This window comes from Acetatifactor muris, assembly GCF_024623325.1.
Taxonomy (GTDB): domain Bacteria; phylum Bacillota; class Clostridia; order Lachnospirales; family Lachnospiraceae; genus Acetatifactor; species Acetatifactor muris.
The window spans coordinates 36,733-57,908 of the sequence record NZ_JANJZD010000030.1; the positions used below are offsets into that span (position 1 = coordinate 36,733).

The following is a 21,176-nucleotide window of genomic DNA, read 5'->3' on the forward strand; positions in this document are numbered from 1 at the left end:
CTTGACAAATATACCCCGGAAAGCTAAACTGTTATTTAATTACAGTTCCCTTCCTTTACGGGAAAAGAAAGGCATGTGTAAATGGAATTCAGCAGAGAAAAAATCAGACAGATCAGACATTTAATGCTCCTGGCAGCGCTTTTAATCCTGGCTATTATCTACAGTAATCAGGTGTTTCAGGGAATTTCGTTTTTATTCGGCATCTTCTCCCCCTTCCTGGTGGGCGGTGCCATCGCCTTTGTTCTGAATATTCCCATGAAGATCTTCGAAGAGAAAATGCTTGTCCGCTGGAAGGGAAAAAGCGCCCGGAAATGCAAACGTCCCCTGTGTCTTGTTCTCTCCATCGTGGCAGTTGCTCTGGTCATCACCGTGGTCATCGGAACAGTAGTTCCACAGGTGGCCTCCACAGCTTCCGAAATCGGGAAAAAGATACCCGCCTTTATGGACCAGGTCATGGAAGAACTGGACCTACTGGCCAAAAAGTATCCGGAGCTGACGAATCAGATCAACAAGCTGGATCTGGAGGAAATCAACTGGGATTCCATGCTGAACAGCATTTTTGACTTTCTGAGAAACGGGGCCGGCGATATGCTGAACTCCACTTTCAGCGTAGCCAGCGGTATTATATCAGGAATTGTAAATGTAGTGATATCCTTTATTTTCGCCCTGTATATTCTGGCCCAGAAGGAACGCCTGGAAGACCAGGGGCGCAGAATCATCTCCGCCTATCTGCCGGAAGCAGCAGGGCGGAAAACGCTGGAAATCTGCAGCCTTCTCTATCGGAATTTCAGCAGCTTTATCACCGGGCAGTGTCTGGAGGCTGTCATTCTGGGCTTTATGTTCGTCATCTCCATGAGTATCTTCCAGATGCCCTATGCTCTGATGATAGGTGTGCTGATTGCCTTTACGGCCCTGATTCCCATCGTCGGCGCCTTTATCGGCTGTGCCGTGGGAGCGTTCCTGATACTCATTGACAATCCGCTTCAGGCGCTGTGGTTTATCATTCTCTTCCTGATACTTCAGCAGATCGAGGGGAACCTGATTTATCCCAAAGTAGTCGGCAATTCCGTGGGGCTGCCTGCCATCTGGGTGCTCATGGCTGTCAGTGTGGGCGGCAGCCTCATGGGCGTTTCCGGCATGCTGCTGTTCATTCCCCTGATGTCTTCCGGCTATACGCTGCTGCGGGAGAGCGTCAACAAGAAAAATGCAGGGAAGAAGCCGCTTTCCCTGCCCAAAAAAGAAGCCGCTGAAGCGGCAGGACCACCGGAAAACGGCAGCCGGCCGCATAAAGGACCCAGGACTTCATCCCGCAAATAGTTTCTGCATTCCTACCCGATATCCGGCTCTCCTCTCAGCGCAATGCTTTCCGCCGCCTTTCCCTCCGTCTCAAAGAGAATAATCTCATTCTCCCCGATTCTCAGGAGAGGCGCCGGAATGTACAGCCTCTTCTGGGGACCAATCTCCCAGAATCTTCCGATGTTAAATCCGTTTACAAACGCACAGCCCTTCCCCCAGCCGGCAAAATCCAGGAAGGTATCTCCTTTCTCCTCCACCTGGATTGTAAACCGGTAAAAGGCAGGTGTACCGGAAAGATATGTACCGGAAAAGTCCACCTGCTCCACATTGTCCAGAGGCAGAGGATACTGCTCCCAGTGATTGTGCATATGTCCGTTAATCTGCACACACTGGTCGATTCCCTTTCGCTGTCTCTCCATCAGCGGTCCGAAGTTCACCCGCCCCATGTTCTCCACCAGGATGTCCATTCTGGCATTCTTCTCCGTGGGAAGCGGTGTTTCCAGCTTTCTTTCTTCCAGCAGTTCTCTGTCGTACAGCGTCATTATCGGTCTGTCATCCACCAGAATAGCAGCCCTGTCGTTGGCGCCCCAGAGACGGATTCTCTCCAGATTCTCTTCCGTGTGCAGCACGGTCCGATAGAGAATATAGCCGTAATTCTGCCCCAGCCGCTCCATGGAACAGGGGCAGACGGTAATGACACTCTGACTCAGCCGTTCCAGCGTGGATGTCAGGCTCACCTTTTCCTTCACCTTCAGCGTTCCGTAATCCTTCCTGACAATCTTCGTGGTAAACGGCACATCGGAAAGCTCCGTATACTTTCCGATCACTTCTCTGTACCTCCGGTACTTTTCCGTAATCTGCCCGTCCTCTGTCAGCACTGCGTCATAATCGTAAGAAGTCACGTCCGGCGTCAGCCCGTCATAATAATTGGAGCCGTTCATAAACCCGAAATTGGTCCCGCCCTCAAACATATAGATATTCACATGACCCAGCTCCAGCATCTTGTCCAGGTCCCTGACACTCTCCTCCAGATTACCTCTCATATGCCCGCCGTTGCCCCAGTGGTCAAACCATCCCACCCAGAATTCCGTACACATCAGAGGACCCCCGTCAGTGTATTTCTCCAGTGTCGCAAAGCGCTCCTCCGTCCGGGAGCCAAAGTTCCCTGTGGGCAGCGCTCCCTGCAGCTTTCCTGCGTTCAGGCTCTCCGGGAACGGACCGTCGGAAGTCACAAGCGGCACCTCCACGCCATTTTCCGTCATCAGTCTGCTCATTGCTTCCAGATAGGTGCGGTCATTGGCATAGTAACCATACTCGTTTTCCACCTGCATCAGAATGACCGGACCGCCCCTGGTACACTGCCAGGGAGTCAGTCTGGGAAGCAGTTCCTTATAATATTCCTCCACATGCCCCAGGAAAGAAGGATCATTTACCCGAAGCCGCATGCCATCCTCCCGCAGCAGCCAGGCCGGAAGTCCCCCAAATTCCCACTCTGCACAGATATAAGGAGAGGGACGCAGAATCACGTACAGACCCAGCTCCTGTGCCAGCCGGATAAACCTTTCAATATCCAGAATTCCTTCAAAACAAAACTTTCCTTTTTCCCGTTCATGAAGATTCCAGGGAACATAGGTTTCCACCGTATTGCATCCCAGATTCTTCAGCTTTTCCAGCCTGTCCCGCCAGTACTCCGGAACCGTGCGGAAATAGTGAAACGCACCGGAAATGATTTTCACCGGTTTTCCGTCCATATAAAAATTGTCTCTGATTTCAAAACAGCTCATGATTACCTCTCAATCTGCCGCCCGGAATTTCAGCTCTTCCGGTTCAGGCTTTAATTATACTTCCGGCGGAAAATGTACCTCTATGACCTGGTTGATATAAAAAAAGAAGCGAGTAACCCACTCAAGACTCCTCAACAGCCAAATGGTACAGAAACCGCTTCTTTTTTCAGATTAACATGTAAATTCCCGTCTTGTCAAGTTGTAAATTCCAGTTTCACCCCGGCACTTCCCATGACCGCACCCTTTTCCCGTCATTGCCGACGCTGCGTAGACAGCAGCACAATCCGGTAATAGCTTCTGGATGTGAGAAGATAAATCAGACTGTACATGACAGCAAAAATCAGAAAACAGACGATTGTGCAGACAATGTACAATCCGGTATTGAGCAGATTCAGCAGCGCAAGCAGCTTCGATATCATGGGAAAAGCCGCCGCAACATGCATTCCCGCTACTGCCAGCGGAAGGAAAAATACTGTCAGTACCTGGGAATGGATGGTATCCTTAATCTCATCCCGGTCCATACCCACCTTCTGCAGAATTTCAAACCGGGCCTTATCATCATAGCCTTCTGATATCTGCTTGTAGTAAATAATCAGTACGGTAGCCATGATAAAGAGAATTCCCAGGAACACACCGATAAAAAAGAAGCCTCCGTACATGCTTACAAAAGAAGATCTCGATTCTGCCATGGATTCCACTCTGACTGCCGTTCCCGTCCGGTTCATTTTCTCCCTCAGGGCTTCATAAAATGTAATCTGACTCTCCTCTTCCGCGTCTGTGTCAAATCCATATACCTGCTGGATGTCAGAGGCGTCCTCCTGCAGAGCCTCCTGCTGTTTCTGATACACTTCCCGGAAAGTGTCTTCTGTCACGATAATATACTGTGTGGTCGCAATATTTGCAGCAAAAATACCACTTCCCACAAATTCTTCCGCTTTTCCCGCCACGGTGTATTCCCGGCCAAACAGTTTCAACGTGGGATAATCGTATTCCCGGCGCTCGGAATGTATCAGGACTTCCCCTTCCGTCAGCATCCTGTCTTCCCCTGTGAGGGAATTGTATTCCGACAGGGGAACGAAAAAGAGCGCAATAATTGCATCCGCCGAACCCAAAGTAAAATCCCTCTCCACAGAAAAAGTATCTCCGTCACAAAAAGCGGAAAAGGCCAGATAAGTGTAGCTGATTTCCTCTGTCACATGAAGATTCCTCTCCTCCTGCAGGTCACGGGTCACAGTAATCGCCGCTTCGTTTTCCGCTTCTGCCGCCCCATTAAAATAAAGCATGAAATCCGCAGGATATCGCGTCCGGATTATATCTTCTATCCCCATCATCAATGATGTGGTGGATGAAACCATCACCAGAACCATGGTGGAAAGCACACAGATATTTTCCAGACCCACAGCATTCTGTTTCATCCGGTAAATCATACTTGATATGCTTACAAAATGTCTCGTCTGATAATAGTATCTTTTATTTTTCCGCAGCATTTTCAAAAATGCAATGCTCCCTGCCGTAAAAAGCAGATATGTTGCCGCGATTACCAGCAGGACAGCCACAAAAAAGAACAGCAGAGAGGCTATCGGATTCCGGGTTGTAAATGCAATATAATATCCGCCGCCCAGCGCCGCAAGCCCGGCAAGCGTGAGAAACCACTTGGTTTCAGGCTCTTTCTCTCCCGCATTTCCCGCCAGTATCAGTTCAATCGGATTCGCCTTATAAACCTGCCGGATAGAATTGAGACAAATCAGCAGAAAAATCACAGCAAACAGCAAAGCGGTTTCCACAATTGCCTTCGAAGAGACAAAAAAGCCAAAAAACAGTTCCCCTCCCAGCACAAGATTGATGACCAGATACATTGCCTTATCCAGCGCAAGTCCCAGTCCCAGTCCAAATCCAATGCCCAGCAGCGTCACATAAATACTCTCCCAGCCCAGAACTCTGGCCAGATGCTTCTTCTCCATGCCAAGGATATTGAAGACGCCAAATTCCTTCTTCCGGCGCTTCATCAGAAAGCTGTTGGTATAAAACAGAAAAACAAAAGCAAAAACAGCTATTATCCTGCTTCCCAGAAACATTGTCTGATTCAGATAATTCGTGCCCGCCATCTGTTCCAGACCCGGATTCAGGGACAGGGAACGCACAATATAGTACATGGCCGCTGTCACCATACAGGTAAGCAGGTAAGGAATATACGTCCTTCCATTCTTTCTGATATTCCCTGCCGCCAGTTTCGGGTAAAACCCTTTTTTCATAAACGCTCACCTCCCGTTGCCAACAGTGTAAGTGTATCCGATATTTTCTGATACAGCTGTTCGTTTGTACTGTTGCCCCTGTAAATCTGATGGAATACCTCACCATCCTTGATAAAGAGAACTCTTCCCGCATGGCTGGCCGCCTTTGTGGAATGCGTCACCATCAGAATCGTCTGACCATCCTCGTTAATCTCGTTAAATATCCGCAGCAGACTGTCCGTAGCCCTGGAGTCCAGTGCGCCGGTAGGCTCATCCGCCAGCAGCAGCTGAGGCTTCGTGATCAGTGCTCTGGCAACCGCCGCCCTCTGCTTCTGTCCTCCGGACACCTCATAGGGAAATTTATCCAGAATCTCCCGGATATTCAGCCTCTCCGCAATAGGTTGAAGTCTCTGGTTCATCTCCCCGTACGCTTTCCCTCCCAACACCAGAGGAAGGAAAATATTGTCCCGTATGGAAAAGGTGTCCAGCAAATTAAAATCCTGAAATACAAAACCCAGATTGCTGCGCCGAAATGCCGCGAGCTCCTTCTCCTTAACACCGGAGAGACTTTTCCCTCCCAACAGTACCTGTCCTCCGGTGGGCTTATCCAACGCCGCCAGAATATTCAGCAATGTGGTCTTGCCGGAACCCGACTCCCCCATAATCGCCACATATTCCCCCTGCTCCACAGAAAAGGATACATTGGTCAATGCCTGTACCTGATTGCCGCCAAAGCGGGTGGTATACACTTTTCTAAGACTCTGTGCCTCCAATAATGCCATATTTGATTTCCTCCTGATTTAAGTTCCGTATCTGTCCATCCAATACCCGATACCAGGCAGAGAATTTCCGGCCGCTCAGTACTTGCGTCCATAATTTCTCCGGGGTATTAGGTGGACAGATACTGATTTTAGTTCCGTATCTGTCCATCCAATACCCAATACCGGGCAGAGAATTTCCGGCCGCTTAGTACTTGCGTCCATAATTTCTCCGGGGTGGACAGATACAGTATACAAAACGACAGAACGCACCTCCATCGAATCGGGTGACAATTCTGCCGTCTCATGTGACATTTTTGTAAGGCCTTACTTCCCGCCTCTGCTTTTCGCTCTGCCGGACAGCACTTCGTCTACTCCACCTCAAGCGCGTTCCTGTGCAGGTCCAGCGAAAACACGGTCCCCTTCCCCACTGTGGATTCCACGGTGATTCTGTGAGAAAGCCTGTCCGCAGTCAGACTGCACAGATAAAGTCCCAGTCCCGTGGACTTTTTATCCGCTCTGCCGTTATACCCGGTAAATCCCTTCTCGAAAATCCTGGGCACATCCTCCGGAGCAATTCCGATACCCGTATCTGCAATCTGAAGAACCTTATTTTGTGTGACTGTAATTTTCACGCCGCCCTTTCGGGTATATTTGACAGCGTTGGAAAGAATCTGTTCGATGATAAACAACAGCCATTTTTCATCCGTGAGCACGATACTATCCACAGGTTCGTAAGAAAGCCGTAATCTCTTTCTGATAAACTGCGGCGCATATTTATGGACTGCCTGCCTGATAATTCCGTCCAGTCCACACTCACGGAACACAAAGTCCGAAACCCCGCCTCCCAGCCGTATCCAGTTCAGCGCCATTTCCACATACTGCTCGATTCGGAACAGTTCAGCCTGCAGTTCCCGGTGTTCCTCCGTGTCCTCCCCCTGCAGAGTCATCCGCATCACGGAGATGGGTGTCTTGATCTGGTGCACCCAGGTGGTGTAATAGTCCATGCTTTCCTGCCGCTCATTCTGCCAGGCTGTCAGATTGGCATCATAACTTCCTTTCAGCTTTCGGAGCATCTCCTGATAATCTTCTTCCGCCAGTGACTTTGGTTCCGGCAGTTCCTCCAGAGCGATTTCCACATTCCGGAGAATTCTCTGCCTCCGGCCATACGCTTTCCAATAGAAAACAAACCGCACCGGCAATACCGCCACAGTGAACAGACCGCACAGTCCCGCCGCATACAGCACAGCCTCTGTCTCCAGTTCATACAGAATAAAGATAGCCGCAAAGATGCCGCCATACAGTACAAACATCAATGCGGTCATCCAATACTGCATGCAGAACTTCCCCAGAATATGGTACCATTTTCCTTTTTTCATACCTTTCACCCCACAATATAGCCGCTGCCCACCTTTGTGGTGATAAAATCGTTCAGTCCGGCCGCCTCCAGCTTCTTCCGAAGCCTCGTGACGTTCACCGTCAGTGTATTTTCCTCCACATAGGAATCCATCTGCCACAGCTTCGTCATCAAAGTGTCCCGACTGACGATTCTGCCCTTATTTTCCAGAAGGGTCTGCAGGATACGGAATTCATTTCTGGTCAGTTCCAGCCTTTCTCCGTTATAGGTAAGAGAAGTATTGTTCAGATTCAAAATCGCACCTCTGTGCTCCAGCATGGGTGTCTTTCCGGCCATATCATAGGTCCTGCGCAGTACGGCCTGTATTTTGGCCATCATCACTTCCAAATCTACCGGCTTCGGAATAAAATCATCCCCTCCCATATTCATGGCCATGACAATATTCATATTATCGGAAGCGGAAGAAATGAAAATCACCGGCACATTGGAAATCCTGCGAATCTCGCTGCACCAGTGATAGCCGTTAAAAAAGGGCAGCATAATATCCATCAGTACCATGTGCGGGTCATATTCCCCAAAGGCATGGATAATATTCCGGAAGTCTTCCACACATCTGACTTCATGTCCCCAGGCTTCGATTTGCTTTTGCATTGCCTTCGCCATTGCCGCGTCATCTTCAATTATCATAATACGATACATTTTTCTCTCCATTCGTTTGCTTTCTGTACATTGTATCAGGCCGCTTACCCGGCGGCAAGTGCCAATTACTCCGTTTTTCAGAGACCTGCCAAATTAAGACTCTCTATCTTAAGAAAACATTAACATTCCATCTTTTTCTCCATTTTACCACATTCCACAAGTTATGAAAAAAGCCCTATTTCTGCGGTTTGTGCACATATGACATTTCCTGAATAATCACGTCTTAATTTTTACTAGTGACACTACTAGTGACACTTTTTATCGCCATTCCACATCTATTTCACCCGCTTATCGACTGACAGCATATTGTCCAGGATGGCAAGAGTGAACTTTCTGTATGCATAGAAGCTGTTCCGGCAACAGGGCATCACTTCCGCTTCTCCCAGCTCCCACCTGATTTCCATGTCATGGAGGGACTTCCCGTCAACGATGGACGATACAATCCACTCCTCCACGCCAGGAGCGGCTTGCTGTGCAGCCGCCCGTACCAGTTCCGTGTGCTTCCCCGCCCTGCATTCTTTCAGCAGGGCTTTCGCCCTGTCCGCTGTCATGCCATACCCGGCATAGTTATGCATGGCGCATACGCCATACACAGCACGCTTTCTCCGCATCCCCATCCACTCCTATACAGAAATCCCCTGCCGCCTTTATGGAAGCAGGGGAAAACACAATCACGTCATTGTTGTCTATGCTGCCTTTGCCTGGTAGTAGATTGCCATCTTCTTGTTATCCAAAATAAAGCAATCATAGCAGACGCGTCCCTCCACCAGGGAGCCGCTTATCCCAGGCGGGTCTACGTGGATTTTATAATCCTCCAGTTTCGTCGGTGCCACTGTGGCACACGGGTGGGCTATCATGAAGCCGAAGTCCGCCGGGAGCCTGGTTGCCGGAACCTTGATGACCATTGCCCCGTCCAGGTTGGAAATAACCCCCTTAAGCCTTAAATCATTGCCAATGTCGGTCTCCATGGTGATGTCCTTACACTGCTTCATCAGAACATACACATCAGGGGTGACTACAATGATACGGCCTGTCTCCGGCACCTCCGCATTGTCCAGGGCATTGTTCCCGGCAATGATCTCCGTGTAGATATTTTCTTTGGTAAGCGCCACGGCATCCGGCAGATGCCCTGCGCCTGCACACATTACACCATACACATAGCTGTCCACCTCCGGAATGACCACCTGTCTCTGCTGTCTGGCCAGGGCGGTTGCCGCCGCAAGCTGCTGTGCCGTCTCGTCCGTGTCCAGCTTGTCGATGGCGAACGTGAAGGAACGATCTTTTTTAAGGGTGAATTCCTCCGTGGTCGCGTCCAGGTCTTTAACCATGCCATACCTGCTGCCTGTAAAGCCGGATGCAGGGTTACGGTTATAGTCGGCCATCTCGCTTGTGCCCACCTTATACACCTTCACCGTGTGCGCCCCTGTCCAGTCAAAATCATTGTTGGTAAGCAGGGACTTCTTGCTTTCTGTTGTAAATAATTCATCCACATAGGGAAGAAACTTTGTTACTAAACTGATTGCCATAAATATTAATCTCCTTTACAGATTCATGGCCTGTCTAATCAAATCTGTGCCTGCCCGCCGCGGCTCCGACTTGTCCGTGAACTTCGGTGCACTTGTTGCGGCCCTTCGTCTCGCTTCCATCTCCAGCCTTTCAGCTTCAGATGGCGTGCGCTCTTTTATCAGGCCGTCAATGATATCTAAGGCCTTGTCAAACTCTTTTTCACTGCCACAATTCAACGCTTCCAGAATGCTTTCCGGGTATCCCCTGTCAATCAGCTTCTGGCGGCTGTTCAATCGGAACTCGCGCTGTGCAAGCTCCTGTTCCCTCCCATCCAGTTCCTTTGATGCCTTCTCCCGGTCTTTTGCAAGCCTGTCCTGCACGATACGGTTGACATCCTCCTGGCTGAAAGTCCTCTCCCCTGTTCCCTGTCCGGCTGCCGGGTCTGCGTTCTGGTTGGTGTTCTGTAAGTCCATGTCTGGTTTTTCCTCCCTATTTTTACGCCCTGGTAGGCTGTTCTCCGGCAAACAAAAAGGCGCAGGAAAATTCTACTCGTTTTAGAGTAAAACCTTCCCACGCCTTCATATGGCTTCCGTCCGGCACATCCGCCGTCCGGGGTACTCCTATATTCTGTTTGCCTGATTCTATTATAGCAGACTATAGGGAGCAGCGCAACGTTTTTTGTGTTACGTTTTGTTACATTTTATGCGCGCGTTATCGTGTCCACTAATTCAGTTTTGCCCGGAAAATCAAGGTTTTCGTTCCCGCGCGTTATCGTGAAAAGAAATTCCTTTTTTTATTCGAACTTCCTCGAATTTTCCGAAACACATCACCGCTCTTTTTTGTGTAAACTTTTGTAAGCTTTCCACATTTGCGGCATACTTTTTTTGTGCGCACTTATGCGCATTCCGCGCATTTTCCCTGTACTCTGCCCCCATACGCCCCAGGTTTGCCTAAATCAACGGCATGTCTGCACTTGTCTGTACATTCTCCCCTGGAATCTCCAGGTCCATATAGGCACGCTTGAACCGCCCATTTCCGCATCTTTCTATCACCTTGCAGGACCTGACTACCGGTTTAAGCAGCTCCTCCACTGCCCGGAGTTCCTGCTGCTCCTGGTAACTTACTTTTATTCTTGCTGCCATTGCTTCTTCCTTTCCGGTGCCATGCCTCCCGGTTCCGGGACTTCCCTTCCCCGGGGTGGCACCTCTGCTTAATTATTCACTGTCTTTTTGCCCATAACCACCTTGTCTATGCACACAAGCACTTTTCCCATGAAACTCTTCACCAAATCCGGCGCATGTTCCATTGTTTCCTGCTTCCAGGTCTCATAATCTGCCCTGTCCAGCCTGCGGCACCTGGCCGCCATCTCCGCTATCATGGGGATGCATTCCACAAACAAATCATACTCTGTCATACTGCACCGCCTTTCTGTTCGGCCGCTTTCAGCCCTCTCGGCTTATGCGTTGTCCCTAAACCGCCAAAGATATCTGCAAATGCAAGAGTCCCCAGGTACCGGCAATATAAAACCTTCCCTTTATCCTGGAAGTCGCTGATTAGGCTATCCCCTTGCTCCAGTCCACCTTGACGCACAAAATAGCAGGCATCCTCATTCCCCGACATGGCCGCCGCACGTATTGCATCCAGCTTTTCCGCCAAACGGTATACCATCATCCTGTGGCGATATGAAGACTTGTCCAACCATATCAGCCTTGGGCATGAAATAACGCCCATAGGAACCTTAAAATGAATCGCTATTCCCAGCATTTCAGTTGTCGTCATTTCTTCCTCTCCACAAATTGCCGCCCATAAAAGCTCCGACGTCACATCCGCATACCTTGCAAATGTGCTACTGTGGTACGGATGATACTTTATCAGCGCATACAGATTCAACATTCTAATTTTCATTTTCCTCTTCCCTTTCTGCCGGAAAATATGCTACTATGTAACTGAGCGTTGTAGCTTTTCCGGCTATGCTTGCCCTGTTGGTACTGGTAATACCAATGGGGCATTTTAATTATCTTCGTTCAGTCTGTTATCCCAATATGAGTAACTGTATTCTGTTGGTACGATAAGAGTATCCTCTTTCCTTACAGGCTCCCTTCCCCACTCTCGGTGCATATACTCTATATGCTCCTGTGAAAACTCTTCGTAAGGGCAACACAGGCAGATCAGTTCCTGTATTTTATCATGGTATCTCTCCATGGCCTCCCTGCTGATATGGCTGTGGGCTATTCCGCTGATTTCACTTTCCAGCTCCTCGTCACTTTTTCCAGAAACAAAACTCTCCAGGCCTTCTTTTCCTCCTTTGACTCCGTTTCTGTCCTGTTCCCTCGCCAGCCAGCCGTTGATAAACCGCTTTATACCGCGCTGGGTCTTCCGCTTTGTGGGATTGCTGTCAAGCCATCCTTTCATCTTCCGCAGCTCCTGGAGGATGTCCACTGCTGGATACAGCTCCTTCCAGCCATCAATGTCTGATTGGAATATGTCATGGAGGGATTTGTCATTCAGGATAAGGGATATCACTGGCGGCATGGAGACAGATTCTTCTGGCTCCGTGCAGATAGAACTAATATCCATATCCCTTTCCATATCCCTTTCCATATCCATATCCTTATCCTTATCCATATCCTTATCCTTATCGGCTAGATTCGCTAAGCCTTGCTTACCATTTGCTAGCGATTGCTTTATATTGCTAGCTTTCGCTAAGCCACCTTTTCTACCATTTTCCCGATTCGCTTCGCAACGCCTTTCATACCTTTCCTTGTCCCTATCTATCGCCATGCTCAAGATATCGAAAGCCATAGCGAGTGCCGGATTCCTGTCAAAATCAGGCTTAATCGCTTCCCTCCCATAAGGGAATAATGACTTGAACAGCTTCCCGGCTTCTTCATCTGGAAGCCTTAATACAATAACCTCATTGTCATAATAGACAAGAAAACTTGGCTTTTTCATTTCTTCACTCAAAATTTTTATCCTCCGATCTGAGAACGTCAAGCATATACTCTTTTATGTGATTTGCCGCATCAATAAGTTCGGAAATCGTATCTTTAGAAACAAAGAGCGCATGTTCATCCGTAGCCGCAGAATCTCCTCTGCTTATCGACACCAAAGTAGCATTTATTTTTTCGATATATCCAACCACATCATATCTATCCATTATTCCTTTCCTCCTCTCTGTTCCAACCTGGAATAATCAATGACGCTCTCCGGGGATATCCCCAGAACGGCACACACCTTCCCGAACCGGTCCATCTTCACCATATAGCCCCGGCGCATCCGGTAGACAACATTGACACTCACATCCGCTTTGTCAGCGATCTCCAACGGAGACATGCAGGATGCTGTCATTGCCGCTATTATCTGTTTCACCTTCGCACATACCATCTGTTTCACCTTCCCTTCTCAGAATCTCCTTGTCAAGCATCCACTCTTCCACGGCCTGGACTCTCCATGCCTGCCATTCCTCCCGGCTCTGGCCTGTCATGCTGTGGTAGTATGAAAAATCCTCAACTGCTTTGATAACGTCCATAGCCACCCCTTTCTTGTTGGAAAAATCCCTTTTAAAATCCACAGGCGGTAATTTATACCTTTAAGGGATTTTCGTTGGAATTTGAGAAAATCACACCGATTATAATCTACGTTTCGCCATATTCTCACGCATTGTCTCGGCTCTCTTTTCTCTCTGTTCTTCTGTCAGCTCCATCCCAGGATTAATACGAATCCAACTTACCGGTATATGTGCGCACAAGCTCCCGTCCTTATTCTCCGCCACAATCTGGCATTCCTCCGGGTACTGCTCTGCAAGCTGCTTCACCCTGGAGATCGTCCGGCGTTGGGACAGGCTCAATGTTGCCCGCTTCTCATCCCTAAGCCACTCAATGACATTCTCAATACAGTTATCCATACTTCCTCCTTCCCATCGCAACTACCTGCAACTGATTTCATTTGATATCAGTTGATAGCGGTTGCTACTCCATGATTTCCGTTACATCCACTCCCAGAGCTTTTGCCAGTCTCCCGGCAGAAACGGTTGATACTTCCCGGCTGTTAAGAATAACGTTCATCCTTGCTCGGCTCACACCGTAGGTATTTGCTAGAGCCGTGATGCTCATCTCATTCCTTGCCAGTTCAATGTTGATTTTCTCTCTGCTGATTTTCATGTGGTTTATCTCCTTTCACTATATTTTTGTTTGACATAAGTTATAACTTGTGTTATTATTAATTTAGCATAAGTTATAGCTTATGTCAACATTAAAATATAAGTTCTATCTTTTATTTCTATTGAAATTATGTTATTATCTCAATAAAAATAGGTAAAAGTAGGTGATAACATGAATTTTGGAGAAAGCATAAAACAGATTAGAAAAGAAAAAGGACTAACTCAAAAACAATTAGGTGAAAAGCTAGGCATCTCACAATCCGCTATAGGACAATTTGAAAGCAATAAAGCTAATCCAAAAATGGAAACTATACAAAAGATTGCTGATGCTCTCAATGTTTCCCTTAACGATTTAGTACCTGATTCTTTCGAACAAACCATACAAATAGGCCGTGAAGTGTCTGCAAGCGATTATAGTACCATAGAAGCTATGGCAAACCATAACATATTTACTGACAAAGAAAGGGAAAAACTATTCGAAAAAATAGAGCATTATAGAAATATTCTGGCTACAATGGATGACCGTGATAAACTAATAGAGTATAGTAGCAAAACTCATACAGAGCTAGAAAATACGCTTCTTAAAATGCTTATGAAAAAGTCCGAATATGATACAGCAAATGCTATAATTGTTTTGTCATGCTTTCTATCATTAAAAGGCAATGACCAACAATCTATTATAGAAATGCTATTAGAATATTGCTATCCGCACAAAGATTTAAAATATTGGGGAACTACCACAGACACCCCACCCCAGTCCTAGCCCCGACTTCCCAAAACTGGGAACTTCCCCATATCTGGGGAACAGGGTAAAGGGAAAATGTCCTGCACCGTAGTTACTGCATTGCTATCAGCCGTAACCACAAGCGAACCATACTCCTAATCTGCAAGAGGTCTGCACGAAATTGTGCTAACAGGCAGCAGGATGCGGCAAAACTGCTGATTCGGCAGTTTAAGTGGGTAACGATTCGTTATTGACATTCCCAACAAACCGGGAATTTCCACACATCTGGGGAAGGATGTCGTGGCTCCCGACATCCCGGGGGAACAGGGTATAAATTATTTACCATGTCTGGCATAGCCCCTACCTTTGCCACATTCGGCAAAACTGCCGAACCGACAGAGCAGGGTAAGGTAGGATTCCGCTACCTTTCGCTGTCCGAAAAACGGACGCACAAATGGTTCTCCTTCCAGGAGCCGGGAGCAAAATTGCGTTGGGAGCGAGACCCATTTGGGCCTGACCACTATTTAGAGGTGAACGCAATCTTGCGCCCGTTCAGACCAAAGTTGGCTCCGGCTCCAACCAGGTCAAGGCTCTGCACCATGACAATATAATATGCTTACCCGGGCAGCCGGGGGACGTGTTCTCACCCGTTCCGAGTCTTGCGGAAGGTGGTGATTATTATGAGTACATACGAGGAATTCATGGTCATCTTGACCGTGGCGCTTCTGATTGTGGCAATTCTGAATCTGAAAAATAAGAAATAGCCGTCCCGCTCACTGGCAATGACTGGACGACTATTTCTTGATGTCTAATATAGTTATTCGCCGGGACGGGTGACTCGCACTCACCTTCCGGCTGTCCTGTTAAGCATATTATATCCCAAACACAAACAATCGTCAAGCACAAAAAACGGCTCCTGCGCCAACAGGAACCGCCTGGATGCTATACGGACGGATGCCGGTATAACAGCCCCTCGACAAGGCTTATTATACCATGACTGCATCTGTCTGTACAGGTGTATTTTTTATACCCATTTTTACAGAGAGGAGCGTGATTCACATGGCACTCACACAATGCCCGGAGTGTTCCGGTCAGATCAGCGACAGGGCTATCATATGCCCCCATTGCGGCTTTCCGGTCCGGGACGGCAGCATCTCCACCAGAGAGCCCAGGAAGGCACGGAAACGCCGCCCCAATGGCTCAGGAACCATTGTGAAGCTGTCCGGTAAACGTCGGAATCCCTTCCAGGTAAGGGTCAACACCCGCATCACAGTCAATGGCTATCCGGATTATGACGTGATCGGCTGTTATCCTGACCGGGTGTCTGCAGGGATTGCCCTGGCGGAGTACAACAAGGCCCCTTATGACCCCCATGACCGCCGGAAGCTGTTCAGCGAAGTGTTTGATTCCTGGTACCAGTGGAAATATAAAAGCGCTCACACTGCACCGGATAAGAAAACCAGTTCCCAGAACTGCACCCTTGCCGCCTACCGGAAATGTGATGCTCTCCATGATAAAGTCATGTGGGATATCAGGGCCCAGGACATGCAGGCTATCCTTGACCGGGAAGATCTGTCTCATGCCATGCTGGAGCATATCCGTAACCTGTTCCGGCAGATGTACAAATACGCTGTTCAGTTTGAGCTTGTGGCAAAGGACTACTCCCAGTATACCAGAATCACCAAAGAGGATGACGACACTCAGGGAGTCCCCTTCACCAGGGAGGAGCTGTTGCTGCTTTGGAAACACAAAGACCTTCCTTTCGTGGATACCATACTCATATACTGCTATTCTGGATGGAGAATCAATGAGCTGGCACGGATGCCGCTGGAGAATATTGACCTGGAGGCCCGGACTTTCACCGGCGGCTTAAAGAACCGGTACAGCCGTAACCGGACAGTTCCCATTCACTCTGAAATCTATGAAATGGTATGCCGGCGCCTGAACGGATCCTTTAAAAGCCTGATTTATCATGACGGCACAAAAGCCATAGCAGAGCCAAAATACAGGGAATACTTCAACACTGCCCTGCACTCCTGCGGTATCCGGACAACCCACACTCCCCACGACTGCCGACACACATTCAATATGCTGTTAGATAATGCCGGCGTGGACCGTGTATCCCGCTATAGGCTTATGGGTCACAAGGGACAGGACATCAATGAGAACGTGTATACACACAAAGATATTAATCAGCTGCGGGAAGCTGTGGAGGCTATAAAAATAGAGCATGACTGCTGATTTTTGCATTATGCTCTATTTTCTATTAGTGACTTTACTAGTGACACTGATTCCGGAAAATGGCTTATTTTCAGGCTTTCCGGCTACACTATCTTAAGAAAACATTAAAATTGCGAAAATCACTTGAAAAATCTCTCCCAAGTGATATAATACGTCTTGGCTGTTCTGAAAGGAACAGACTTACATAAAAGGAAACAAAAAGGAGACAAAGCAACATGAAAAAGAATTTTTGGACAAAAATGATAAGCCTGGCTCTGGCACTGGTATGTGTACTCAGCCTTGTAGCGTGCGGCGGTGGCGGCGGCAATTCTGATGCAGCCGGAAATTACAGCCTTGACTCTGTCAAGACAGGAGATTCTACCATGTCATGGAAAGATGTTGCCGCTGCGGCAGGAATGTCTGCAGATGATGTTGCCATTGGCCTGGAGCTGAAATCCGACGGCACTTTCAAGCTTAACATGGATGCCATGGATCCCACTCTTACCGGTGAAGGCAAGTGGTCAGCTGACGGCAATACCATCACACTTTCCGGCGATGGAGATTCTCTTACTGCTACTCTTAACGGCAGCGAAATCACCATTGAGCAGGATGGTGTAACCTTAATCTTCAAGAAATAAGGATTCCAGAAAGGGAACGAAAAGAGCCATTGTACTGCGAAACAGTACAGCGGCTCTTTTATTATTGCTGTGTCTCTGTAAACCCTATTACCCTATTGTAAACCCTATCCCCTGCGGATTGCAATCAGGCGCAGGATGTCATCATACATGCTCCCCCTGTCTTCCAGGTCGATCATCATCCACCTTTGCCCGTTTCCTTCTTTGGTCTGTACATAAATTTCCCGTAATTCCGCGTTACACTCAGGTAATAAAGCTTCAACAGCAGCTTTTTCCTTTGTCCCAACCACAATCATTACCGTAAAATATCCTTCTCTCGGATATATGGTGCACAACGTTTTTCCCGCTTTTTTAAACTTTACATTCCAACCTCTCTCCCAGCTGCAGGCGCTGAATTCTATTTTCTCCTTACATTGATATGCAGTTTTAATCTGCGCACAAAATTGCAGGAAAACAGGATTTCCAATGTATTCCCCGATTTCTTCCAATGACGGGCACACATTCCGGTCTGTCAGATTTATCATTTTCTTAACTCCTCTTCCGTTGCCTTCTGAATCACTTCAGGTATGTTGCTCAAATCAGAACAAATGTTCATCATTAAACGATTCCATCATAACACATGAGATCATAAAAAGCAAATAAACATTCCTGAAAATGCACCGCTCCCATCACACTCCGGAATTATCGTGTCTCTCACAGTCAGTCTGCGCCGGACCGTCAATCAGATGTCCTTCCCTGTCAAACCGGGATCCGTGACAGGGGCAGTCATAGCTTTCCTCCTCCGGATTCCACTCCAGTCGGCAGCCCATATGAGGACAGTTGGGGATAATCTCTCTGTTTCCTGCCGGAAGAAAATGCTTTGCCAGCCCCTTTGCCGTGTGAGCGCCATGTACGGCCAGCTCTCTCGCGGCCTGAACCGTAAAATGTCTCTGTGGTGAGAAAATATCTGCCTCCGGACAGTCCCGCCCGCCAATAAGAGCTGTCAGAATACGGGCGCTCACCATGGCCGTGGTCATGCCCCATTTTCCAAAACCCGTGGCCACATACCAGCCCGGCCTCCGCCTGGAAAATCTGCCTATATAGGGCAGCCCGTCCAGTGTCATGCAGTCCTGAGCCGACCACCGAAGCACTTCACGGCATCCGGGATAGAGTTCCCGTCCCCTGCTGCGAAGCATCTCATATCTGCATTCTCCACCGGCCCTGCTCCCGTGGTTTATGCCTGTCCGATGGCTTCCGCCCCCAAGGAGCAGGAGATTCCCGCAGGTCCGAAAGGAAAGCCCTTCACGATCAATACCCAGATACATGCCCTCCGGCAGCTTCGCCCCTTCCAGAGCTGTCACATAGCTTCTCTCCTGATACATCCTGGCAAAATAATACCCCGGGACATTGATAAAGGGAAAATGTGCGGCAAATACCGTATGCTCTGTCGTCACACATCCTCTGGCCGTCTCCACCCTTTTGCCTGTCACTTTCAGCACTTTGGTCTGTTCATATACCTCCACTTCCTCTGCCATTTTCTCCAGAAATCTAAGGGGATGGAACCTGGCCTGATTTTCAAATCTGACAACACCCGCCACGGTAAAAGGCAGTTCACACTCTGTACCGAAAGATGCTTTTATGCCCAGAGCTTCCGCCGCCTCTGCCTCCCTTTTCAAAAGTTCCGTCCCGGCCTGTGAATACAGATAAGCCGGACATTTGACAAAGTCACAGTCAATCCTTTTTTCCAGAATCAGCCTTTCATATTCCCCGATGGCAGCCTCATTCGCACCGGCATAATACGCTGCCATTCGGCGGCCAAACATTCGAATCAGCCGATCATAGATTAAATTGTGCTGAGATGTAATCTTCGCCGTAGTATTCTTCGTCTGACCGCTGCCGATTCTGTCCGCCTCCAGAACCACCGCCCGAATCCCCGCCTGCTTCAGATAATATGCCGTCAGAATCCCTGCCAGCCCTGCACCGATGACGACAACCGGCACCTCCATATCCCCCGGAAGCGCCTCCCGCTTCCTGATTTCGGTATCATTCATCCATACAGATTCCATTTCTGCCTCCGTTGTGTTCTCTCCCTGCAGAATGATTCTCCTGCGGAAAAGATATTCATGATAATAAAATCCTCGTAAATCGGGGATTCTGTTGTGGTTAGCATATGCCGAAATGCGGGGATTATACAATTTTCAATGTCCTTAACTTCCTGCAACGAAAGAAGGATGCAAATCCCTCAGATACTGCTCTGACTGATTTACATCCTTCATTTATCTGTGTCCCTGTATTTCACAGGCGGCTTACACCGTACCGGTATAACGTGAATTCCCCTGTACATTATAGGTTCCGCCGGCTGTATAACCATTCGCAGCACTGGCCTGAGTGGTCATATAATAATCTACCAGCGAAGCATTTGTGGCAATCGAAGAACCATAATCCTTGAAAAAAGCCTGTACCTTGGACATATCCGACTTCTTGAATGTATCCTCGTCAATCTTCATTCTGCCTTTCCCGTCCACGGTGATTCCGAAAGCTTTAAGTGCGTCCGCATTGCGAGCCGTCTTCTCCCTGATATAGGACAGATTCGCCACCACACCGGAGTTTGCACTGGACTCTGCAGCGTCGAACATTTTGTTATAATTGCTCACAAAGCTCTTAGCTGTGGCAAATATCTTCTTGATATCGTATTCGTCTGTCTCATTGCCGTCCTTGTCTTTTACCTTTTGATATAATTCATCGGACGCAAGGGCCTGACTGTCTGCCTTGAGAGAAGACGCACCGGAAGGTGTTTTGTTGCCTGTCCCTGTAAGGTCTATCCCTTCCGTACCGGACGCAGCGCCGGCGAACTGCAGCCTCGATGACACCATAGAACCATAGCTCAGAATATTATCGCTGGAGAACAAATCCTGTACCTTGGAGATATCCGTCTCCTTCAGCTTCCCTTCATTGAGCATCAGCGTCCCGTTGGCATTGATTGTGACGCCGATTTCCGAAAGCTTGTCGGCATTCGCCGCCGTACTGCTCATCATGTTCGCCACATAAGACGTCTTACTGGTCAGCGTGGAGTCCTTTGCCGAACTCACCACATTATTGTAATTCGTCACATAAGCCTTCATCGCGGAAACCACCTTATCCGACGCACTCTTGCCGTCTGTGGAATCCGTATAAGTATTGTCGTTGCGCAGCGTTGAAACGGCACTGTTCAGGCTGGATAGCCCCGCTGACAGATCCTTGTTGGCCTTCTGTACCTCTTTGGAGACCTTCGGATGCATCTTCTCTTCCAAAATTTTGTCAAGGACATTGCCTTTGCTGCTCTTCCTGTCAGATGATGTCGTGCCTGAACTGATACTCTGCCCCATTCCGTAATAAGCCTTCATCAGCTTGGAATAGCTGCCGTTCTTGATACTGGCATAATCCGATAAAAAATTCAGATTGCCAAGGCCGCCGCCCGAAGACGAAAGGCCCTGAAACAAATATGAATAGTCCGAACCTGTATTCCCTACATCAACACTGATACCCATATAATCACTCCTTTGATCACTGATGAAATTTCATATGCTAAAAAACCTTATCATATTTTATATCGTCCGAATCCCCTTTTTTATTAACCATAATTTGACATTTTTGTGGCTGAAATATTTATCATACGCAGATATGTGCCGCAGGCTCTCTCTGATTTGCGTTTCCCCATTTTTTGTAAACGGTAGATAGTGCGTACCTCGACTATGGAGGCAAAATATGTGACAATAGACTATATTTCTATCACAGGTATTAAAAGTTGAACCTTAACTTTTGATACCGCTATACGGAGGTAAGTCTATG

The 21,176-nt window shown here is 48.2% G+C and carries 24 protein-coding genes; 4 read left to right on the forward strand and 20 right to left on the reverse strand.

Going from position 1 to position 21,176, the window contains the following annotated elements; all coding sequences use genetic code 11:
- Positions 1 to 81 precede the first annotated feature (81 nt).
- Complete coding sequence (locus NSB25_RS22280; protein WP_103241658.1) at positions 82 to 1,317, forward strand: AI-2E family transporter; 1,236 nt, start codon at positions 82 to 84, stop codon at positions 1,315 to 1,317.
- Between the two features lie 11 nt (positions 1,318 to 1,328).
- On the opposite strand, the gene NSB25_RS22285 is transcribed toward NSB25_RS22280, so the two are convergent.
- From NSB25_RS22285 to NSB25_RS22365, 17 genes are all read right to left on the reverse strand, one after another.
- Complete coding sequence (locus NSB25_RS22285; protein ID WP_103241657.1) at positions 1,329 to 3,080, reverse strand: glycoside hydrolase family 35 protein; 1,752 nt, start codon at positions 3,078 to 3,080, stop codon at positions 1,329 to 1,331.
- Positions 3,081 to 3,331: 251 nt separating this feature from the next.
- Positions 3,332 to 5,332 carry an ABC transporter permease gene (locus NSB25_RS22290; protein ID WP_103241656.1) on the reverse strand — a complete coding sequence of 667 codons (2,001 nt, stop codon included), beginning with the start codon at positions 5,330 to 5,332 and terminating at the stop codon, positions 3,332 to 3,334.
- On the reverse strand, positions 5,329 to 6,093 hold the full coding sequence (locus tag NSB25_RS22295) for an ABC transporter ATP-binding protein (RefSeq protein WP_103241655.1): 765 nt from the start codon (positions 6,091 to 6,093) through the stop codon (positions 5,329 to 5,331). The genes NSB25_RS22290 and NSB25_RS22295 overlap by 4 nt, the downstream gene beginning before the upstream one ends.
- Positions 6,094 to 6,440: 347 nt before the next feature.
- Positions 6,441 to 7,448: a sensor histidine kinase gene (locus NSB25_RS22300; RefSeq protein ID WP_103241654.1), complete on the reverse strand. Its 1,008-nt coding sequence runs from the start codon at positions 7,446 to 7,448 to the stop codon at positions 6,441 to 6,443.
- Positions 7,449 to 7,453: 5 nt separating this feature from the next.
- Positions 7,454 to 8,125: a response regulator transcription factor gene (locus tag NSB25_RS22305; RefSeq protein ID WP_103241688.1), complete on the reverse strand. Its 672-nt coding sequence runs from the start codon at positions 8,123 to 8,125 to the stop codon at positions 7,454 to 7,456.
- Between the two features lie 275 nt (positions 8,126 to 8,400).
- Entirely contained in the window at positions 8,401 to 8,736 is a 336-nt protein-coding gene (locus NSB25_RS22310; RefSeq protein ID WP_146040158.1) for a hypothetical protein, read from the reverse strand.
- Positions 8,737 to 8,811: 75 nt separating this feature from the next.
- Complete coding sequence (locus tag NSB25_RS22315) at positions 8,812 to 9,651, reverse strand: hypothetical protein (protein WP_103241652.1); 840 nt, start codon at positions 9,649 to 9,651, stop codon at positions 8,812 to 8,814.
- A 15-nt stretch (positions 9,652 to 9,666) separates the two neighbouring features.
- The gene (locus tag NSB25_RS22320) at positions 9,667 to 10,104 is read right to left on the reverse strand and encodes a hypothetical protein (protein ID WP_103241651.1); all 438 of its coding nucleotides are present in this window, start codon (positions 10,102 to 10,104) and stop codon (positions 9,667 to 9,669) included.
- A gap of 477 nt (positions 10,105 to 10,581) precedes the next feature.
- The gene (locus NSB25_RS22325) at positions 10,582 to 10,773 is read right to left on the reverse strand and encodes a hypothetical protein (RefSeq protein WP_103241649.1); all 192 of its coding nucleotides are present in this window, start codon (positions 10,771 to 10,773) and stop codon (positions 10,582 to 10,584) included.
- 68 nt (positions 10,774 to 10,841) lie between these two features.
- Complete coding sequence (locus NSB25_RS22330; RefSeq protein ID WP_103241648.1) at positions 10,842 to 11,045, reverse strand: hypothetical protein; 204 nt, start codon at positions 11,043 to 11,045, stop codon at positions 10,842 to 10,844.
- Entirely contained in the window at positions 11,042 to 11,536 is a 495-nt protein-coding gene (locus NSB25_RS22335) for a hypothetical protein (RefSeq protein WP_146040157.1), read from the reverse strand. Before NSB25_RS22335 ends, NSB25_RS22330 begins: the two co-directional genes overlap by 4 nt.
- Before the next feature lie 105 nt (positions 11,537 to 11,641).
- A complete protein-coding gene (locus NSB25_RS22340; RefSeq protein WP_146040156.1) occupies positions 11,642 to 12,595 on the reverse strand; it encodes a DUF6291 domain-containing protein in 954 nt (317 codons plus the stop codon).
- Positions 12,588 to 12,788 (reverse strand): hypothetical protein, encoded by a 201-nt coding sequence (locus tag NSB25_RS22345; protein ID WP_103241645.1) that lies wholly within the window; start codon positions 12,786 to 12,788, stop codon positions 12,588 to 12,590. Before NSB25_RS22345 ends, NSB25_RS22340 begins: the two co-directional genes overlap by 8 nt.
- The gene (locus tag NSB25_RS22350) at positions 12,788 to 12,964 is read right to left on the reverse strand and encodes a helix-turn-helix transcriptional regulator (RefSeq protein ID WP_257479313.1); all 177 of its coding nucleotides are present in this window, start codon (positions 12,962 to 12,964) and stop codon (positions 12,788 to 12,790) included. The genes NSB25_RS22345 and NSB25_RS22350 overlap by 1 nt, the downstream gene beginning before the upstream one ends.
- Complete coding sequence (locus NSB25_RS22355; RefSeq protein WP_146040154.1) at positions 12,942 to 13,160, reverse strand: hypothetical protein; 219 nt, start codon at positions 13,158 to 13,160, stop codon at positions 12,942 to 12,944. Before NSB25_RS22355 ends, NSB25_RS22350 begins: the two co-directional genes overlap by 23 nt.
- Positions 13,161 to 13,259: 99 nt before the next feature.
- A complete protein-coding gene (locus NSB25_RS22360; RefSeq protein ID WP_103241643.1) occupies positions 13,260 to 13,535 on the reverse strand; it encodes a hypothetical protein in 276 nt (91 codons plus the stop codon).
- A gap of 64 nt (positions 13,536 to 13,599) precedes the next feature.
- A complete protein-coding gene (locus tag NSB25_RS22365) occupies positions 13,600 to 13,791 on the reverse strand; it encodes a helix-turn-helix domain-containing protein (RefSeq protein WP_103241642.1) in 192 nt (63 codons plus the stop codon).
- A 171-nt stretch (positions 13,792 to 13,962) separates the two neighbouring features.
- On the opposite strand from NSB25_RS22365, the gene NSB25_RS22370 reads away from it, so the two are divergent.
- The 3 genes from NSB25_RS22370 to NSB25_RS22380 all read left to right on the forward strand — a co-directional run bounded on the left by NSB25_RS22370 (position 13,963) and on the right by NSB25_RS22380 (position 17,372).
- Entirely contained in the window at positions 13,963 to 14,553 is a 591-nt protein-coding gene (locus NSB25_RS22370) for a helix-turn-helix domain-containing protein (RefSeq protein ID WP_103241641.1), read from the forward strand.
- 1,020 nt (positions 14,554 to 15,573) lie between these two features.
- Complete coding sequence (locus NSB25_RS22375) at positions 15,574 to 16,755, forward strand: tyrosine-type recombinase/integrase (protein WP_172455241.1); 1,182 nt, start codon at positions 15,574 to 15,576, stop codon at positions 16,753 to 16,755.
- 215 nt (positions 16,756 to 16,970) lie between these two features.
- Positions 16,971 to 17,372: a hypothetical protein gene (locus NSB25_RS22380; RefSeq protein ID WP_103241638.1), complete on the forward strand. Its 402-nt coding sequence runs from the start codon at positions 16,971 to 16,973 to the stop codon at positions 17,370 to 17,372.
- A gap of 104 nt (positions 17,373 to 17,476) precedes the next feature.
- Here NSB25_RS22380 and NSB25_RS22385 read toward each other — a convergent pair whose 3' ends face one another.
- The 3 genes from NSB25_RS22385 to NSB25_RS22395 form a co-directional block, all read right to left on the reverse strand.
- The gene (locus NSB25_RS22385; RefSeq protein ID WP_103241637.1) at positions 17,477 to 17,893 is read right to left on the reverse strand and encodes a DUF3788 domain-containing protein; all 417 of its coding nucleotides are present in this window, start codon (positions 17,891 to 17,893) and stop codon (positions 17,477 to 17,479) included.
- A gap of 144 nt (positions 17,894 to 18,037) precedes the next feature.
- Positions 18,038 to 19,414: an FAD-dependent oxidoreductase gene (locus NSB25_RS22390; RefSeq protein ID WP_103241687.1), complete on the reverse strand. Its 1,377-nt coding sequence runs from the start codon at positions 19,412 to 19,414 to the stop codon at positions 18,038 to 18,040.
- A 240-nt stretch (positions 19,415 to 19,654) separates the two neighbouring features.
- Positions 19,655 to 20,875, reverse strand: a complete 1,221-nt coding sequence (locus NSB25_RS22395) for a hypothetical protein (RefSeq protein ID WP_103241636.1) — start codon at positions 20,873 to 20,875, stop codon at positions 19,655 to 19,657.
- Between the last annotated feature and the right edge of the window lie 301 nt (positions 20,876 to 21,176).

Coding starts and splice junctions, on each gene's coding strand:
- NSB25_RS22305 (WP_103241688.1), bottom strand. CDS start 8,125: ATGTATCGTATTATGATAATTGAAGATGACGCGGCAATGGCGAAGGCA.
- NSB25_RS22375 (WP_172455241.1), top strand. CDS start 15,574: ATGGCACTCACACAATGCCCGGAGTGTTCCGGTCAGATCAGCGACAGG.
- NSB25_RS22290 (WP_103241656.1), bottom strand. CDS start 5,332: ATGAAAAAAGGGTTTTACCCGAAACTGGCGGCAGGGAATATCAGAAAG.
- NSB25_RS22280 (WP_103241658.1), top strand. CDS start 82: ATGGAATTCAGCAGAGAAAAAATCAGACAGATCAGACATTTAATGCTC.
- NSB25_RS22325 (WP_103241649.1), bottom strand. CDS start 10,773: ATGGCAGCAAGAATAAAAGTAAGTTACCAGGAGCAGCAGGAACTCCGG.
- NSB25_RS22350 (WP_257479313.1), bottom strand. CDS start 12,964: ATGTCTCCGTTGGAGATCGCTGACAAAGCGGATGTGAGTGTCAATGTT.
- NSB25_RS22330 (WP_103241648.1), bottom strand. CDS start 11,045: ATGACAGAGTATGATTTGTTTGTGGAATGCATCCCCATGATAGCGGAG.
- NSB25_RS22295 (WP_103241655.1), bottom strand. CDS start 6,093: ATGGCATTATTGGAGGCACAGAGTCTTAGAAAAGTGTATACCACCCGC.
- NSB25_RS22385 (WP_103241637.1), bottom strand. CDS start 17,893: ATGATAAATCTGACAGACCGGAATGTGTGCCCGTCATTGGAAGAAATC.
- NSB25_RS22320 (WP_103241651.1), bottom strand. CDS start 10,104: ATGGACTTACAGAACACCAACCAGAACGCAGACCCGGCAGCCGGACAG.
- NSB25_RS22370 (WP_103241641.1), top strand. CDS start 13,963: ATGAATTTTGGAGAAAGCATAAAACAGATTAGAAAAGAAAAAGGACTA.
- NSB25_RS22285 (WP_103241657.1), bottom strand. CDS start 3,080: ATGAGCTGTTTTGAAATCAGAGACAATTTTTATATGGACGGAAAACCG.
- NSB25_RS22355 (WP_146040154.1), bottom strand. CDS start 13,160: ATGGACGTTATCAAAGCAGTTGAGGATTTTTCATACTACCACAGCATG.
- NSB25_RS22365 (WP_103241642.1), bottom strand. CDS start 13,791: ATGAAAATCAGCAGAGAGAAAATCAACATTGAACTGGCAAGGAATGAG.
- NSB25_RS22380 (WP_103241638.1), top strand. CDS start 16,971: ATGAAAAAGAATTTTTGGACAAAAATGATAAGCCTGGCTCTGGCACTG.
- NSB25_RS22315 (WP_103241652.1), bottom strand. CDS start 9,651: ATGGCAATCAGTTTAGTAACAAAGTTTCTTCCCTATGTGGATGAATTA.
- NSB25_RS22395 (WP_103241636.1), bottom strand. CDS start 20,875: ATGGGTATCAGTGTTGATGTAGGGAATACAGGTTCGGACTATTCATAT.
- NSB25_RS22310 (WP_146040158.1), bottom strand. CDS start 8,736: ATGCGGAGAAAGCGTGCTGTGTATGGCGTATGCGCCATGCATAACTAT.
- NSB25_RS22360 (WP_103241643.1), bottom strand. CDS start 13,535: ATGGATAACTGTATTGAGAATGTCATTGAGTGGCTTAGGGATGAGAAG.
- NSB25_RS22300 (WP_103241654.1), bottom strand. CDS start 7,448: ATGAAAAAAGGAAAATGGTACCATATTCTGGGGAAGTTCTGCATGCAG.
- NSB25_RS22335 (WP_146040157.1), bottom strand. CDS start 11,536: ATGAAAATTAGAATGTTGAATCTGTATGCGCTGATAAAGTATCATCCG.
- NSB25_RS22345 (WP_103241645.1), bottom strand. CDS start 12,788: ATGGATAGATATGATGTGGTTGGATATATCGAAAAAATAAATGCTACT.
- NSB25_RS22390 (WP_103241687.1), bottom strand. CDS start 19,414: ATGGAATCTGTATGGATGAATGATACCGAAATCAGGAAGCGGGAGGCG.